The organism is Flavihumibacter sp. CACIAM 22H1, assembly GCF_001601815.1.
Classification (GTDB): Bacteria; Bacteroidota; Bacteroidia; order Chitinophagales; family Chitinophagaceae; genus Flavihumibacter.
This window is the reverse complement of sequence record NZ_LUKG01000083.1, coordinates 1-14,729: the sequence shown is the minus strand read 5'-3', so window position 1 is coordinate 14,729 and position 14,729 is coordinate 1. Positions and strand designations below refer to the sequence as shown.

Here is a 14,729-nt window from a genome sequence, read left to right as displayed (position 1 = left end):
ATAGATCGGACTTAATGCATTGCTGTTGCTGTAAAACCAGGTCTGCTGGTCGAGTGCATTGGATTTATAGGACCCATCCGTTGGTAAGGCACTGCCGGCAATATTACTGTGCGCCACAAAGGGCAGGTATTGCTTTTCTTCTCTACCGAACGCATCGTACACCACCGCGCTCACCAGGTCATAGGCCTGCGTATGGCCCGCTGCTGTGTTCAGGCTGCCTTCCCGCACCACTGTTTGGATGGGACGCCCCAACCCATCGAGGTACTGGGTGGTTTGACGTACTTCCCGTACTGTTTTATTTTGTAAAGTAGACGGATCCGTTTGCGGAGTCAGAGCCTCCCAGGTACGCACAAAATTGATCGGCGTTTGAGCCTGGGCGGTAGCACACATCAATGCGAGTAAGGCGGTAGCCAGCAGTAGGGGTACACTGGCAGTCAGCCTTCGCTGGTATAATACGGTTTGGATCATGGTTCGTTGTCTAACAGTTATTCAGAATAAGGTTTGGTTGTCTTTTTTATTTAATCGTATAGCCCACCCTAAATACCACCGGTTGGGTCCGGGGTACTTGTTGTCGCCATAAAAAATCATACAAGAGCCGGGCATCCGTTTTCAGCTTGCCTACTTTAAATTTTCGGGTGATGCCCACCAGCGCACTCTGTTGCCAGTTGCCTGGTTCTTTTAAAAGCCCGAGGTCTTCTATCCGCTGCCGGTGGTTCAGCTCCGCCCCGCCGCTTACCCAGAAGCTCCCCTTGAGCCGCCAGTCTAAAAAGCTCCGTAACCCCACCCCTTCGTGCGTCATCCGCACATGCCGCCAATCACTGCCCCAGCCCAGCTTGTAACTCGCTCCAATGCCCACCACGCTCTTGCGGTTTAACTTATAGCCCAAGCTCAGCCCAAGGTCACTGGTCGTCGGAAAAAAGTTCGTCGACCGCGCACTTTGCAGGTTACCGCCCCATTCCAATCGGTTCCACCAACTGCGCGTTTTTTCTTCGTTGGTTTTGGTGGTGGGTAGTTCGCCGGCATCCCCAAATCCTCCGCTCGATAGGTTATCTTTCAACGACTTTAGTTGTTCTTCGGCCTGCCCCATGCCCTGCTGCAACGCGGCCTGCGGGTTCGGGGTGCCCAGCGTGCTGCCCATTTGACCTTGCAGCGCCGGCCGGGTTTGAAGACTGCCTGGCGTGGTGATACTTACCAACGGATCCGGCTGGGGGAAAATCGCCGCCAGGGCACTGTGTTTTTCCATAAAGGACCGGAAGAGCGGAAGCCGGCTAGCATAGCCCAGGAGCTGCCGCGCCAGTTTATCGGGTTGTTCCAACAATTCTTTAGCCTGCCGGAGTTGCTGCTGGTAATACTGCACCTGTTGCTGGTAGGCCTGTAGCTGCTTACCCAAGCCCGTGTTCGCTAACTCACTCAGCAGCTGTTGCCGGCGTTCCAGCAGGTGCTGCTCCACGTAACTGCTTTGCGTAAAGCGTTGTTGCAACGCGTTGTAGGATCCCAGCGAGGTGGTAAGTTCTTTTGGAAGCTGTTGACGGACTCCCGGTAACTGCTCCTGGGCCAGGAAACGAAGCGAACTGTTCACACTGTCCAGCCGGCCGCTGTAGTACTGCTGCCGCGGACCACCCGTCTTTGCCCGTTCAGCAGTGGATTGTTCCAACGCTGCATACACCGAATCGATGTTCCCCAACAACTTCTTGGCTTGCGTGCTGTCTTTTTTATAGAGCTCCTTATAGAGGCGCTTTTCCTGTTTTTTAATGCGGGCTAAATATTTTTGGCTTTGTTGCGCCAGCCGTTTTTCTGCCTTCGCCGCCTGCTGGCCCACTTTACCCAACAGCTTATCCGGAAGGGTCAGCGCCTGCTCCGCACGCTCGCTCCAACTGGCCCGCTGGGATTGCGCAGGTAAACTGCTGAGCAGCAGCAGTGCACAAAGGCTTAATATGGGAAGAAATCGACGCATTTAGTTGTTGTCCGGTTCAGGGAAGGCGGTGCGGGTCAGAACGGCATGGATGCGGGGATCCGTTAGTGTAAAATCAGGCGGCAGTATGGCATATAACTCCCCCTTGCCATCTACAAAAAACTTCTGGCCCACTTCCAGCTTTTCCACTTCAAAATGTTGGTTACCTCCTTTTTGAGTAAGCCAGCGAAGCAACCGCCCATTGGTATCGGTACTATCGGCGGTTTCTTGGGCGACCAGCAGCAGGGTATTTACGGGTTTTGGAAGGGCCACTGCCTTCGACAGTCGCTTGACCGGCAACTCCACCACCACCAGGTCGCCGTAGGTCTTCTGCAAGTCATCCAGCCCGGTAAAATCAACCGTTGTATCAACCGCCGACAGGACAATCAGCACCTTCTTGCCTTGCAACACCTGCAAAGGCCCTCGCCCTGAAGCCCCTTCCAACTCCAGCGAATGAAAGGATTGTGCAGAAAGGCTGACCGAGCAACAAAGGCCGATCACTATTGCCAACCAATAAGTTCTATTCTTATTCATAGTTAATTTAATAAGGCGAAATTGAAATAACGCGACAGGTATTGTCCACAGTGACATTATTAAAGGTCGCATTGGTTCCGTATAAATAGTAGCCGCAGGCCACCGTAAAATAATAACTGGTTGTATTGTTACTGGTACCGATACTCACGGTGTACGTACCAGCCGGAATGGTTCCAAGATTGATATTGGATCCCGCAGCCGAAACGTTGAATGTATACATCTGCCCCGTCGTATTATTGTGATACTGCATATATACCGTACCCATGGAAACATTGTTGTTGCATAAAATACTAACATTACTAGCGGTACAGGTACCCAGAGAATTAGCCTGCGCCTGACCATAGGCCGTCGCCTGACTATTAGCATCTGCCTTACTGATCGTAGAACTAAACATACCCGCAGGCACACTTACCGTAACCGTACCACCCGTATAACCAGACCCACAATTAGTACGGGTATAGCTACCTGACTTATCATCGTTGGTGAATATGTCACAGGAAATAGGTTGACCGGCGTAATTATAACAGAATTTCTTTAAAACATTACCATCTTTATCCCGCACCAAATACAGCCTATTAAAACCATCATATTCATAAAAGGAATAATTATTGTTTACATCACATGAGGTAGTTATTCCAATCAGTGGAGAGTACGTATAGGTGGTCATCTGAGCCGCAATTGGATGGAAACGTACATCATCAACCTGTCCAGTAAGGCTAATCGTATAGGTTCCAGATGAAACAGTAACCGTTGTTTGTTGGAGAGACCATACTCCACTACTCTTTTGCCAATAACTTAGTTTATACTGACCATTTGATAAACCAGTTAAGGCTTTAACATACCCACCAGTTCGACTTCGACGCCCGGCCTTAGCATCGCCAACCAAACTATTACCATCTGTGTCCTCAAATGAACTATGAAATATGTTTCCCGGCAACGCATTTATAACTTCTGCAATGGGATATTGAGTATTATAGCCCCAAATATAAGATCTAGACAAGCCATCCGGACCTATCTGCTGAAGTATGTTTGACTTTCCATCATAAGCGACATACTTAATTCTCTCCTCCGGGGCATTCGCCAGAGTTGAATACAAAACATTATCAAGCTTATATCCACTTCCCACTAATTTGTAATTAGTACTTGTCTTCTGAAGAAGTTTAGAAACTCCACCTGTTTCAATGAATAAATTTTCTTCTAGAGGAAAGCTTATCATATTTTTATTAACCATTCCGGTGCTGATAGTTGAACTAATATCATTCGGATACTTTGTCTGGTTAATTGAATACTGGTCACTCTCACTTTTCGTAGTTTTTGATTTAGTCAAAAGCATATGAGCAGGGTTCTCATAACTATAATCAGAAACAGTTTGTATAGTTTGGTTCCCCTCATATACTGTTTCAATTTTCTTTATTAGTTTACTAACTCCAGATTTGATTGGATACTGGTATATTACAAAAAAGCCATTTCCATAACGCGAGTTGCCTACATCAGGCCCGTTTCCAGAAGTTGCACAACCTGTTAAATTAACAAACTGTTTGTGCTGTTTTAACATTATGCCGTATCGGGTAACATTATTAAAATTTTGATATTGATATTCCGTTGCTTTTATAATCTCGTAACCAGAACTTGTTTTCTTAAAGAATGTCTCTTTGGTTAGTTCCCCTTGCTTCCATGCATTGTTGATAGAGCCATAATTTCCACTATTAATAAACTCATTAGGAAGATTAATAAAATCAGTGTGTATGGTAAATTCACTCACCTGTTTTCCGTTGTTTATGGTGGCGTTTCCCGTAAACTTAACTACTTGTGGATATAAAACAGGAGAACCCATGTACGCAAAACTATTATACTTGGCAAACCCCATATATTTTCTTACCCACCTTGTTCCTTTGTTTACGCATATACTGCTAGGATCCGATACAGTACCAGTAAAGTAAGAACTAACAACATCCTCATAATTTTTATAGAAGGAATTTTCATCAAAAAGCTTAACCCCCACACCAGATTCATTTAATCCATATTTATAGGTCTCTTCAAAAGCAAGTTCTCCGGTAGCATTAAACGATTTCAATGATTTAATTCTAAGCCCAGCGCCAATTTTAACAGCATTTGATCCGTTGTAGGTTGAATTGTATTGATGCGCTTCAAAGTCAAATTCAGTATACCCGCCTGTAGGAAAAGTTATTCTATTTAATAAAGCAGCCTTCATGTGAATTTCTGAAGGTTCACGATTAGCAGATCCAAAGGACCATGTAGTGGTGTTATTTATATATCCGTTTGAATATGTTTCTCCGTTAGAGAAACTGTTATTGTTTAAGTCTCCCGAAGTTACTGTCGTTGCAGGAATCAAACTTGTATTGCTACTTCCATTGTAATACCCCCAATAATCCATTGCGTAAGACCCATATTTGGGAAGCATGGTCGAATTGTATCCCAACTGATAAACCTGACTACTTTGTCCGTCACCACTTATATCTTCCACTTTATCTAGTTTTAGTCTTTTATAATCCCAACTAGTTCCTGTTTCTACAGAAGGAAAATAACTATATGAAAATTGAGTTTTTTTGATAAGCTTATTATCTGAATTATAGACCTCTATATTATTTAACATTTTTCCAGAAGAACTTCCTGAGATATCCTGTCGATTAACTTGTCTGTTTAATAACACATAGCCTCCTGAAAAGACTATTTTTTTGAGTTGCTTTTCATGCGAAACTGAATTATTAGTGTAGGAAACTGCAGTAGAACTAGAGCTACCTCCATTTTGTTGAATAAAGGACACATTAGGACCGTCTAAAACACCAACGATTCCAATGGAATACACCTCTTGATTAGTTGATTCATAGAAGAAGGCAGATTCATACTCAAAACTTATTGTATCTACAAGATCTGCCGAAATCATCCTGGTTAAATGCCATGCGTTTGTCGTAACGTGGCTGGGTGAAAAATTTGCCTGATCAAAAGAAGTAGTTGTTTGAGACGTCTGCTCAAATTGATAAATGGTACCAACATCATCTACGGTTGAAAAACTAATATTATTATATACCCCTTGAAAACTTATTTTTACCGGATCAAATGGTATAGTAGTAAAACCAGAAGACTGACTGTAAATAAATTTGCCAGATTTTTTTTCCGAAACTGTAATTAAAGCAGTCGGGTTCAAGATCGTAAGTTGGATATCCGGAATAGGTTGAAAACGTAGTGTAATTTGTTGTCCCAAACAATGTAGAATAAGAAGGAGGAGTGTAAAAAAATTGTCCATAATTATATTCATCTGGTGATCCAAAGACTGTTCTTGATATAACACCCGGAAAATTCAGACTCCAACCGAGTCCTACATCTGTTGCTTTTTGATTAACAAGAATTCCGCCGGAATGATACGAAATGCTTAAGGGAACTTCTAACTGCCTGCTTTTAACTGTGTAAATGGGAATTTCAATAGACGGAATTCCAGTTATTAACCCAATCGGATACGATCCGTATTTAGCAAACTCTGCTACATTAGGTGTCGGTGGAATTATTGATTCTAATTTGAGTTTACTCTGAGCAGAAAGATTCGATGAAAATAATACCAAGATTGCTAATACTATAAAACAACATCTGATCTCTATTTTTCTATTCCAAATCAAAAGGCTCATTTCTGAATATTTTTTGTAGAACTAAATCACCTATAATACCGATACCAACTATTTATTTGGGAAGCTGACTAGTTTTTCACCAAAGTTGATCAACAGGTAAGTCACTTGCAATAAACTGAAATTCAGGTTAATTAAAAACCCGTGAAAACACGGTTATTTTTACCAATTATTTTTTGTATACATCTTAAAATATGCCTAATGCATTGCTAATCAAAAGAGGAAATGAATAAATTGATACAATGTTTAGACATGCAATATTTTAAAGATCTAACTAATGATATTTTTAAAACATAAATGGTTAAAAAACAAATCTAGGAGATCAAGTCACGGATGCATTTAGTATGAATAATTTCAGGTGCGATCATATTTTCAATAGGAATAAACTGGACAGGATAAGACATCTTCATTAAGGGTTAGGCGGCGTATTATGAAATGATTATAGAAAAATACGGGAAACCAGACGAGGCGGAACAGCGATCAACATCGCTATAATGTATCCGGAAACCGAGCTTGTAAGGAGGAATCTTGCCCGGTCGGATTAAATGCAACCTGGTATGTCCGTGATAGGCAGGAAAAAGTTTTTTGGATAATTATGAGGGCATTTTGAAGGAAATTATCACAGAATCATACATTTATGACTCATCGCGGTAGGGATCCTATAGTTGGCATATCGCGGGCCGAACACCATCCAAAAGCTTTGATATGCCAAATCACCTGGATAATGGGATGACCACGATCGGCAAAGGTCAGATGCGCCGGATGAATAGTTCTCTGATAGAATACTACAATGTCGATTTCCCAACCCCCACTGTTGCTGCCGGTGAGTTGATCGAAAAAGGCCCCGCCATCCTGAACCCGATCAACCGCAATAAATGGACCTATACCAGCGCCCGCAATAACACCAGCCAAACCGGCTGCATCATCCCGGCCACGGCTAAAGACACTCCTGAAAACAAAGCAAGCCTTGAGCGTGTATTGCCCTAAAAACCTACAACCACCCGCAGTGGCGGGTGGTTTTTTAGCAATAAGCTTTACCCGATACGGAACCCACACCATTCTCAACAGTAGAATAATGGCGTATATTTATTGAGGACTGATTTAATAGCAGCAGCAACAGAACATTCAATAAAGCTTAAACCCTTGAGTTATGGATACCTGCCGCCTGTTTTTACAAAAGGTACTGCTATCGATCAGCCTTCTTGCAGCTGGCATGCCGGCAGCTTTGGCACAGCTTACCGAAGAACCCATCAGCACCCAAAAATGGAAAAACTGGGGACAGGTTAAAACCATTGGCGTTGCCAAAGCCAGCCTCGATTATAAAACAAATGCCGCTGATACTTCCTTTCTACTGGTACTGGAAGATGAGCGGAAAGAACTCCACAACTTTTTTACCATCCGCTTCAGCAGCCAGGGCAATACACTCGACCACCTATATAATATCCTGCAGTCCTTTTTCGAAAAAGAGAACTGGAACAACAAAGCATATATCCGCATCTTTACCCTGGGCGATACCAAAATAACCGTTTACAAAGCAGCCGGACTGGTACAGCTCAAAACCCTTCAGCTCTCCTGCGATAAAGGCAGGATACGCCTTACCAAAAACGAAATCAACCAACTTTTCAATAAATGATATTCCTGTATCTTCTTATACTTATTACTGGTTTAATTCCGCTCTGGAAAACAATTCGTTTTATTCGGCTCGAAGAGAAAATACGAAAAAACGGCCTTTCAACAACCGGGATCGTATCGTCGATACAAACCAAAAAAATCTATAGAGGGCCTACAGCCTGCCGCGTTTATGTCAGCTATATGAATACACATAACAGCCAACGACAGGAAGCCAGCTTTATTACTCGTCCGCATACCTACCAACGGGGACAATCCATTGCCCTGCAATACCTGCCGGAAAAACCCGATAAAATAATTGTAAGCCCGAAAAGAGCGTATTGGCCCATGTTACTATTTTCCCTGCTGCTTGCACTTTTTGTATGCTTCGCTGTATACAAAATTGATAGGATGCTTACGGTATAGTATAGAACTGACCGGCCATTCATTCCGAATTTTCCTGGATTCATTCCTTTTGCCCGCCTACCCGCTACAGCGCTGTTTAGCTTTGAGGCATCAAACAAACACCGCTATCATGAATAAAATCAACCGTGAACTGGTTTTCCTCCGGAGCTTCGCCGCTATTACCGCGGGAGCCGCTATCCTCCTTGCCTCCAGCGCCTTTACCCGCACCGGTATTGAAAAATTTACTGAAATCAATGTACAACGAATCAATATCGTGGAAGCAGATGGCACCACCCGAATGGTTATTACCAATGCCGGGCTCTTTCCTAATGGCAAGGACTCCATCAATAACCGAGCTACCAATACGGCCCGTAAAAAAAGATCTGGCATGCTCTTCTTCAATGAAGACGGCATCGAATGCGGGGGCTTTATTTACGACGGGCAGAAAAAAGAAAACGGCCACAGCTCCGGCTTATCGCTCACCTACGACCAATACGATGGCGACCAGGTAATGCAACTCATTACACAGGACTTCCAGGAAGGCGAAAAAAGAATGGTCAGCAGCCGGCTTATTTTTAATGATCGCCCGCATAAAGAAACCCAGGCAGGCACGCTCGCTATTCTCAACGAACTGGACGCCCTGAAGAAAAAAGATCCCGCCGCGGCTGAAAAGAAATACCAGGAGTATCTTGCACAGGGTCTGGTAGGAGGCGCCCCCCGTTTAATGCTGGGAAAATCAGGCAGCCAGAACAATGGTTTATTCCTGTTCGACGATAAAGGCATGCCCAGGGCCATGTTTTATGTAGACAAGGCCAATAATGCCCGGCTAGATTTTTTTGACGACAAGGGAAACCTTGTACAATCCTTCCCCAACCCGGTTAAAAAATAATTGGCATGAAGAGCAGGTTACTGCATACCGTTTATACCCATCGCTATTTCCTGTCGTTTACCCTGGTATTCGGCTACATAGCATCCATACAATCAAGGCTGGTGGCCGGCCGGGGTTTGAATGCCTACCTCTTTACCCCCGAAGCAGCACTGGCCGCCTTTATCAATGCCGTAGTGATCTACTTCATTATGGCGCAGCTGCTGAAACGGTTCACTAAAAAACCTGTCCCTTTCAGCTTTTCAACAGCCCTGCAATTAATGGGCAGCAGCCTTCTTGTTTACCTGTTGTTCAGTAATCTGCTCTCCTACCTCATTGCCCTTTCTTTTGATACCGTAGAGCGAAACTTTAACCGCGAAACCCTGCTGATTGTGCAGCTAAGCCGCCTGCTGGATGTTTTCACTTACGGCGCTTTCTTCCTGGCCTATACCTATTACCTGAAAAACAAAGAAAAAGCTGCTGCCATTGCTTCTTATGACCAGGCAATGGCGGCTGCACAAATTGCGCAGCTGAAAGCTCAGCTTAACCCTCATTTTCTATTCAATAACCTCAACGTGCTGGATCAACTGATCGATGAAGACAAAACTACTGCATCTGATTTCCTGCATGATTTTGCCGATATCTACCGCTATGTTTTAGAAAGCTCCGATAAGAAACTGGTACCACTCGAAGAAGAATGGACATTTACACAACAATATTTTCGCATGTTGCAACATAAATACCAGGAGGCCTACCAGCTTCAACTCTGTGGCCTGCCGCCTAAACAATGCCTGGCTCCTCCGTTAAGCCTGCAATTAGTAGTGGAAAATGCCGTCCAGCATAATTTAGGCACCCCTGCTAAACCCGTCCTTATACAGGTCGATTTTTCAGACAAGATCCGGGTTTCAAATAACCTGGTACCAAAAGCCTACAGCAAAACCGGCGGAGGACGATCCCTCAAAAACTTACAGCAACAATATGCTTTGCTGTCCAATACCCCAATGGAAGTTTTTACCGGAGAAGACCGGTTTACCGTATCTCTTCCCTTTATCCTACCTTCCCAGCCATGATCAGACTTGTACTTATTGAAGACGAAGCACCCGCGCTACGGAAACTAAAACGGTTCCTGGAGCAGGTAGAAGAAGAAACGGTAATCCTTGCAGAAATCAGCACGGTTGCCGATGCAGCGGCATTTTTTGCCAGCCAGCCGGAAATCGACCTGGTACTGTCTGACATTGAGTTAACGGACGGCAATATGATGGCTTTTTATAAAGAACACCCCGTTACAGTGCCGGTAATTTTCACTACTTCCTATAACCAGTTCCTGCTCGATGCTTTTGAAACCAGCGGCATTGAATACCTGCTAAAACCCTTTAACCAGGAACGGTTTCAGAAAGCCTGGAAAAAATACCTGTATCTCCGCTCACAGCCGGTTAAACAAGCCGAATTACTGCAACAACTCACTCATTTATTACAGGCGCCACAGAACCCCGGGAAAAAATACCGGCAACGGTTTTCAATAAACCTTGGTCGAAGTACTTATTTTTTACAGAACAGCGATATTGTTTTTTTCCGGGCCTCGGATGGACTGGTTTTTGCCTTCGATAAACTGGGCAAAAAATCATGTAGTTTCCTATGAAACCCTGAAAGAGCTGGAAGAAGAACTTGATCCGCAGGCCTTTTTCCGCATTAACAGAAGCGAACTGGTGCACCGGCCTTTTATTGAAAAGCTGGACCGGCCCGATAAAAATTCCATCTGCATCAGTTTACACGGCTTTCCCGAACAGTTGATTACCAGCCAGGCCCTTACCGCCGCCTTCCGGAACTGGCTCGAGTTTTAACCGCCAGATTAAGTATATTCATAAAAGAATTTTAATGGCTCTGCCGGGTAGCAGCACAGACTGATTATTAATCATAAAAATTCTACTATGCGCCTGTCAGCAAGTATTCTAAGCCTTCTGAGCTGCCTGCTTCTGAGCTGCGGCTCTTCTCAGAAAATAACCAGCTCCTGGGTAAACCCCCAATGGCCCGCCGCCAGTTCCTATAAAACTATTTTTATTGCGGTATTGAGCAGCCGCCAGTCGGTAAAATCAAAAATCGAAAATGAACTGGCTGCATTTGTTACTGCCAAAGGTTATACGGCTATTAAAAGCTCGGAAGCCCTGCGATCTGGTTTTACCGATGATAAAATGCCCGACCGCGAGGCCATGCTGGGCAAAATCCGGGAACTGAAAAGCGATGCCATTTTTACTGTTGCCCTGGTTGATAAAGAAAGTGAATCGCGCTACGTGCCTGGCTCTATGCCCTACCAGCCCTTTATAGGTTATTATGGCCGGGGATTCTGGGGTTATTACAACTACTGGTACCCGTTTGGCTATAATCCTGGTTATTACACCACCGATAAAACCTATTTCCTGGAAGGCAATTTATTTGATGTAAAAACAGAGGAACAACTTTGGTCGGTACAAACAGAAGCCTATAATCCTACCAGCATTGAAAAATTCAGCAGAGAATACGCACAGCTACTTTGGAAAAGAGCTGAAAAGGAATTACCTATGAAAAATACCCCCCACCAATAACCGATTATTAATCCATGAAAAAATTTATCTGTGCAGTTTGTTGTCTTGCTTGCTGGCTCTTGCCGCAAATCCTATACCCTATGCAGCTTTCTGCGCAGCATGCTGAAAAAAGCAATCAACTACAGATTACAGGCGCTATTAAAAACCCCACAACTTTCCGGTACCACGACATAGAAAAAATGAACGCTGTTGATCTGGGCAGCCTTAGAATTACCAACCATGCCGGTGAATTCAGGAAACAATATCAAAAGGTTAAGGGCGTACCGCTGCTGGAATTGCTGAAAAACATCCAGCCGGCTACGCCCTCTCCCAAAGACTACAGCAGTTATTGCCTGGTTTTAACCGCTGCTGATACCTACCGGGTAGTCATTTCCTGGAATGAATTATTCAATACCGAAATTGGTCATTCCTTTTATATCGTAACAGCAATCGACGGACATACTATGGCAGACAACCCGGAATCAATTCTACTGGTGGCTACCAAAGATCTCAGAACCGGCCGGCGCCATATAAAAGGGCTTTCAAGTATTGAGTTTCGAAAGCTCTAAAAATTACTGCACCTACAGCAGGCGCCGGACCGTTTTCTTATAGGCCCTGTAAAGCGCACCATGTGCCTGTTCTAAAAATGCCTCCTCCAACCTGATCTGCACCTGGATAACAATATAAGTAGCTGCCATACAAGAAAAGCTGAGCAGGTTTGGCAGCACCAGGAACAGACCTGCCACACTTCCTAACATGCCCAAAAAAACAGGGTTGCGGGAAACCCGGAACAAACCCTTTGTAACCAGCGCCGTTTTATTTTCCTCATCAATACCAATCCGCCAAGAGTTGTGCATTTGCTGCTGGGCCAATACAATCCAAAGCAGGGAGCCATGTGCAAGCAGCAAGCCAGCCAACTGCACCGTTTCACTGCGGAGATAGGGGATCGGAACCAGCCATTCATAAGCAACCGGGCTGATTGAAAACACGAATACATTCACTACAAATAAACCGGTTAACAGTTTCATAATAAACCCCACATAATCGTGCGCTGTAGTTGTATTACCGAATCGAAGGGGATTAATCCCGGTTTTTCGGTAAACCCTTAGAGTTGGCCAAACAAAACTTACCAATAGGTAACCCAGTATAAAACAGGGTAAATAGATCCGAAGAAACTGATTCATATTATAAGCGTAGTTTAAGTCCACCGTTCACGACAAAACCGTCCACAGGCGCATAGATATCTCTAAACACAGGTTGTTGCAGGCTGCCGGTATAAATCGTATCAAACCTGGTTTGCCGCGTGTCTGTGAAATTTTCAAAATTGATATAGACCGATAATTGTTCCCATATTTTCTCTACCATAAAACCCATTATCCAATAGGGTTTGCCAAAGCGCCCATCGTTCAGGTATTGTTTGGAAAAATGATAGGCCTCCAGGCCAATTTTCCATTTTTCTTCCAACTCGTACATAAGCACATTATTGAGTCGATGACGCGCCGTTAAGGGCAACGAGGCTTTGGCTCCATTGTAATGAGTATTTGCATCGGTATATGTATACCCCACAAAAAGTTTAAAATCGCCGTATAAAAACCGCAGGTTGGTTTCCATTCCGCGGGTATTGAGGTATCCGTTCGCCTGGGCAAATTCATAAGAGGCCGTAGCTGTCGGAACCAGTACCAGTGGTTGCCTGAGCCGGGTGTAGAAGAATAACTGGTTCAGGGAAATACCCAGGGCCCCAATGGAACCGGAGTAGTTCATATCCCAGTTAACCCCGACAGACCGTTCATTCCGAAATCCCTCCGGCCGCAGCGGCAGGATCTTACGAAACTGGATGCGCTCCGCCTCTTCGGTAAACAGAGAGGGGGCCTTATATCCATAACCTGCTCCCAGCCGGGTGCTTAGCTTCGGGTTTATCCGATACAGGGCTGATAAGCGGGGTAATAGTTCAAGACCAAATTCATTTACATAGTCTGCCCTTAACCCTGTTTCCAGGATCAGCGCTTCATTGATAGTCCAGGCATTCTGCACAAATATTCCCACCGTAGTATACTGGTAATTTCTCTTACCTTCTGAAGGGTTGGTTTTTTCCTTCAACTGCTCCGTTAACAAGTTGATGCCGGCTACCCAATCGGCTTTGCTTCTTTTGCGCGTTATGGTAAGTTCTGAAAAAGAAGATTGCTGCACAGCATCAAACCGGTAATCGGGAATAGCAATAGCCCTGTCGAAAGAACTGAAGCTGTTTTTAAACTGCAGGGTTAGGTCCTCCTTTATTTTATGCGCAACTCCCAGCTGTGTAATCAGGCGCTTACTATTGTTTCGTTCATAAAAACCAATGCCGTCGTTTTTTATATAATCCATACTACCTCCCAGCCGGTTTTCCGTAATAAATGTAAGCCCTATGTCCATGTTTGTTTTTTTGCCGTATAAAAACAATCGGGGATTAATGGTATATCGTTCGAATGCGGGAATGGCGGTGAAACCAATATCTGCCGGGTCATAGGCCCGCCCCGCATTGCGCGAAGCAAATACAGTAAGGCCGGTTTTCCCGTAACGTTCACTATAAAATGCACTGAGGTCCAGCCCCCCGGCCGAGGTTCCGTTTGCCAGCAAACTCAACTCCTTTTTTTGTGCGGGTGTTTTTGAAACCAGGTTTACCAGTCCGGCTATGGCACCTCCACCGTAGAGCGTAGATGCAGCGCCTTTTATAACTTCAACCTGTTTTAGATCGAGGGGGGCAATCTGTAAGATAGAAAGGCCGCCTGCAAAACCGCCATACATCGGGTAGCCATCCCGCAACAATTGGGTATACCTGCCATCCAGCCCCTGTATACGGATACTGGCATTATAGGAAGTGGCCGAGGTTTGTTGGGTTTGGATACCTGTACTTTCGTTGAGCAACATACGAATATCGCCCGGCTTCATATTGGCTTTTTCCGCTAGCTCTTCGCCCGAAATTACTTCTACCCGGGTGGGCAGGGCGGCAATGGTTCTGCTGATACGGGTAGCGGTAACCATTACTTCTTCTTCCATTTCTTCTGTTTCCGGCTCCAGGAAAATTTCCTGTAAAGTGGTATCGGAGAGCGGGAAACTAACCGTTACGGTAATGGACCGGTAACCGATATGGCTCACCACAAATTGTTGAGCGCCTGCAGGCACCTGTTCAAAGT

15 protein-coding genes are annotated in these 14,729 nt (G+C 44.7%); 9 read left to right on the top strand and 6 right to left on the bottom strand.

The annotated features are described in order from the left end of the window. The 4 genes from A1D16_RS18025 to A1D16_RS18010 all read right to left on the bottom strand — a co-directional run. The coding region (locus tag A1D16_RS18025; protein ID WP_290712084.1) for a DUF6443 domain-containing protein at positions 1-468 on the bottom strand (468 nt) is incomplete at its 3' end. 46 nt (positions 469-514) lie between these two features. Further along, on the bottom strand, positions 515-1,954 hold the full coding sequence (locus A1D16_RS18020) for a hypothetical protein (RefSeq protein ID WP_290712082.1): 1,440 nt from the start codon (positions 1,952-1,954) through the stop codon (positions 515-517). Beyond that, the gene (locus A1D16_RS18015) at positions 1,955-2,485 is read right to left on the bottom strand and encodes a hypothetical protein (RefSeq protein ID WP_290712080.1); all 531 of its coding nucleotides are present in this window, start codon (positions 2,483-2,485) and stop codon (positions 1,955-1,957) included. A 7-nt stretch (positions 2,486-2,492) separates the two neighbouring features. Beyond that, positions 2,493-5,708, bottom strand: coding sequence for a DUF5977 domain-containing protein (locus A1D16_RS18010; protein WP_290712077.1), 3,216 nt, complete (start codon positions 5,706-5,708; stop codon positions 2,493-2,495). A gap of 1,120 nt (positions 5,709-6,828) precedes the next feature. On the opposite strand from A1D16_RS18010, the gene A1D16_RS18005 reads away from it, so the two are divergent. The 9 genes from A1D16_RS18005 to A1D16_RS17965 all read left to right on the top strand — a co-directional run bounded on the left by A1D16_RS18005 (position 6,829) and on the right by A1D16_RS17965 (position 12,128). Continuing rightward, entirely contained in the window at positions 6,829-7,110 is a 282-nt protein-coding gene (locus A1D16_RS18005) for a hypothetical protein (protein ID WP_290712076.1), read from the top strand. Positions 7,111-7,273: 163 nt separating this feature from the next. Next, positions 7,274-7,756: a hypothetical protein gene (locus A1D16_RS18000; RefSeq protein WP_290712074.1), complete on the top strand. Its 483-nt coding sequence runs from the start codon at positions 7,274-7,276 to the stop codon at positions 7,754-7,756. Continuing rightward, on the top strand, positions 7,753-8,157 hold the full coding sequence (locus A1D16_RS17995) for a DUF3592 domain-containing protein (RefSeq protein ID WP_290712072.1): 405 nt from the start codon (positions 7,753-7,755) through the stop codon (positions 8,155-8,157). Before A1D16_RS18000 ends, A1D16_RS17995 begins: the two co-directional genes overlap by 4 nt. Before the next feature lie 109 nt (positions 8,158-8,266). After that, the gene (locus A1D16_RS17990; RefSeq protein WP_290712070.1) at positions 8,267-9,025 is read left to right on the top strand and encodes a hypothetical protein; all 759 of its coding nucleotides are present in this window, start codon (positions 8,267-8,269) and stop codon (positions 9,023-9,025) included. A gap of 5 nt (positions 9,026-9,030) precedes the next feature. Further along, positions 9,031-10,071 carry a histidine kinase gene (locus A1D16_RS17985; protein WP_290712068.1) on the top strand — a complete coding sequence of 347 codons (1,041 nt, stop codon included), beginning with the start codon at positions 9,031-9,033 and terminating at the stop codon, positions 10,069-10,071. Beyond that, on the top strand, positions 10,068-10,640 hold the full coding sequence (locus A1D16_RS17980; RefSeq protein ID WP_290712066.1) for a LytTR family DNA-binding domain-containing protein: 573 nt from the start codon (positions 10,068-10,070) through the stop codon (positions 10,638-10,640). Before A1D16_RS17985 ends, A1D16_RS17980 begins: the two co-directional genes overlap by 4 nt. Continuing rightward, the gene (locus A1D16_RS17975) at positions 10,597-10,842 is read left to right on the top strand and encodes a LytTR family transcriptional regulator DNA-binding domain-containing protein (protein ID WP_290712064.1); all 246 of its coding nucleotides are present in this window, start codon (positions 10,597-10,599) and stop codon (positions 10,840-10,842) included. Before A1D16_RS17980 ends, A1D16_RS17975 begins: the two co-directional genes overlap by 44 nt. Positions 10,843-10,929: 87 nt before the next feature. Beyond that, positions 10,930-11,580 (top strand): hypothetical protein, encoded by a 651-nt coding sequence (locus A1D16_RS17970; RefSeq protein ID WP_290712062.1) that lies wholly within the window; start codon positions 10,930-10,932, stop codon positions 11,578-11,580. A gap of 80 nt (positions 11,581-11,660) precedes the next feature. Continuing rightward, positions 11,661-12,128 carry a hypothetical protein gene (locus tag A1D16_RS17965; protein ID WP_290712060.1) on the top strand — a complete coding sequence of 156 codons (468 nt, stop codon included), beginning with the start codon at positions 11,661-11,663 and terminating at the stop codon, positions 12,126-12,128. Between the two features lie 12 nt (positions 12,129-12,140). Here A1D16_RS17965 and A1D16_RS17960 read toward each other — a convergent pair whose 3' ends face one another. Further along, positions 12,141-12,743, bottom strand: coding sequence for an isoprenylcysteine carboxylmethyltransferase family protein (locus A1D16_RS17960; protein WP_290712058.1), 603 nt, complete (start codon positions 12,741-12,743; stop codon positions 12,141-12,143). Between the two features lies 1 nt (position 12,744). After that, on the bottom strand, positions 12,745-14,729 hold a 1,985-nt coding region (locus tag A1D16_RS17955; RefSeq protein ID WP_290712056.1), incomplete at its 5' end, for a TonB-dependent receptor.

What these genes read in the sequence shown, in the direction of transcription:
- A1D16_RS18000 (WP_290712074.1), top strand. Translation starts at nt 7,274, where the DNA reads ATGGATACCTGCCGCCTGTTTTTACAAAAGGTACTGCTATCGATCAGC.
- A1D16_RS17970 (WP_290712062.1), top strand. Translation starts at nt 10,930, where the DNA reads ATGCGCCTGTCAGCAAGTATTCTAAGCCTTCTGAGCTGCCTGCTTCTG.
- A1D16_RS17965 (WP_290712060.1), top strand. Translation starts at nt 11,661, where the DNA reads ATGCAGCTTTCTGCGCAGCATGCTGAAAAAAGCAATCAACTACAGATT.
- A1D16_RS17990 (WP_290712070.1), top strand. Translation starts at nt 8,267, where the DNA reads ATGAATAAAATCAACCGTGAACTGGTTTTCCTCCGGAGCTTCGCCGCT.
- A1D16_RS17960 (WP_290712058.1), bottom strand. Translation starts at nt 12,743, where the DNA reads ATGAATCAGTTTCTTCGGATCTATTTACCCTGTTTTATACTGGGTTAC.
- A1D16_RS18015 (WP_290712080.1), bottom strand. Translation starts at nt 2,485, where the DNA reads ATGAATAAGAATAGAACTTATTGGTTGGCAATAGTGATCGGCCTTTGT.
- A1D16_RS17995 (WP_290712072.1), top strand. Translation starts at nt 7,753, where the DNA reads ATGATATTCCTGTATCTTCTTATACTTATTACTGGTTTAATTCCGCTC.
- A1D16_RS18005 (WP_290712076.1), top strand. Translation starts at nt 6,829, where the DNA reads ATGCCAAATCACCTGGATAATGGGATGACCACGATCGGCAAAGGTCAG.
- A1D16_RS17980 (WP_290712066.1), top strand. Translation starts at nt 10,068, where the DNA reads ATGATCAGACTTGTACTTATTGAAGACGAAGCACCCGCGCTACGGAAA.
- A1D16_RS17985 (WP_290712068.1), top strand. Translation starts at nt 9,031, where the DNA reads ATGAAGAGCAGGTTACTGCATACCGTTTATACCCATCGCTATTTCCTG.
- A1D16_RS18020 (WP_290712082.1), bottom strand. Translation starts at nt 1,954, where the DNA reads ATGCGTCGATTTCTTCCCATATTAAGCCTTTGTGCACTGCTGCTGCTC.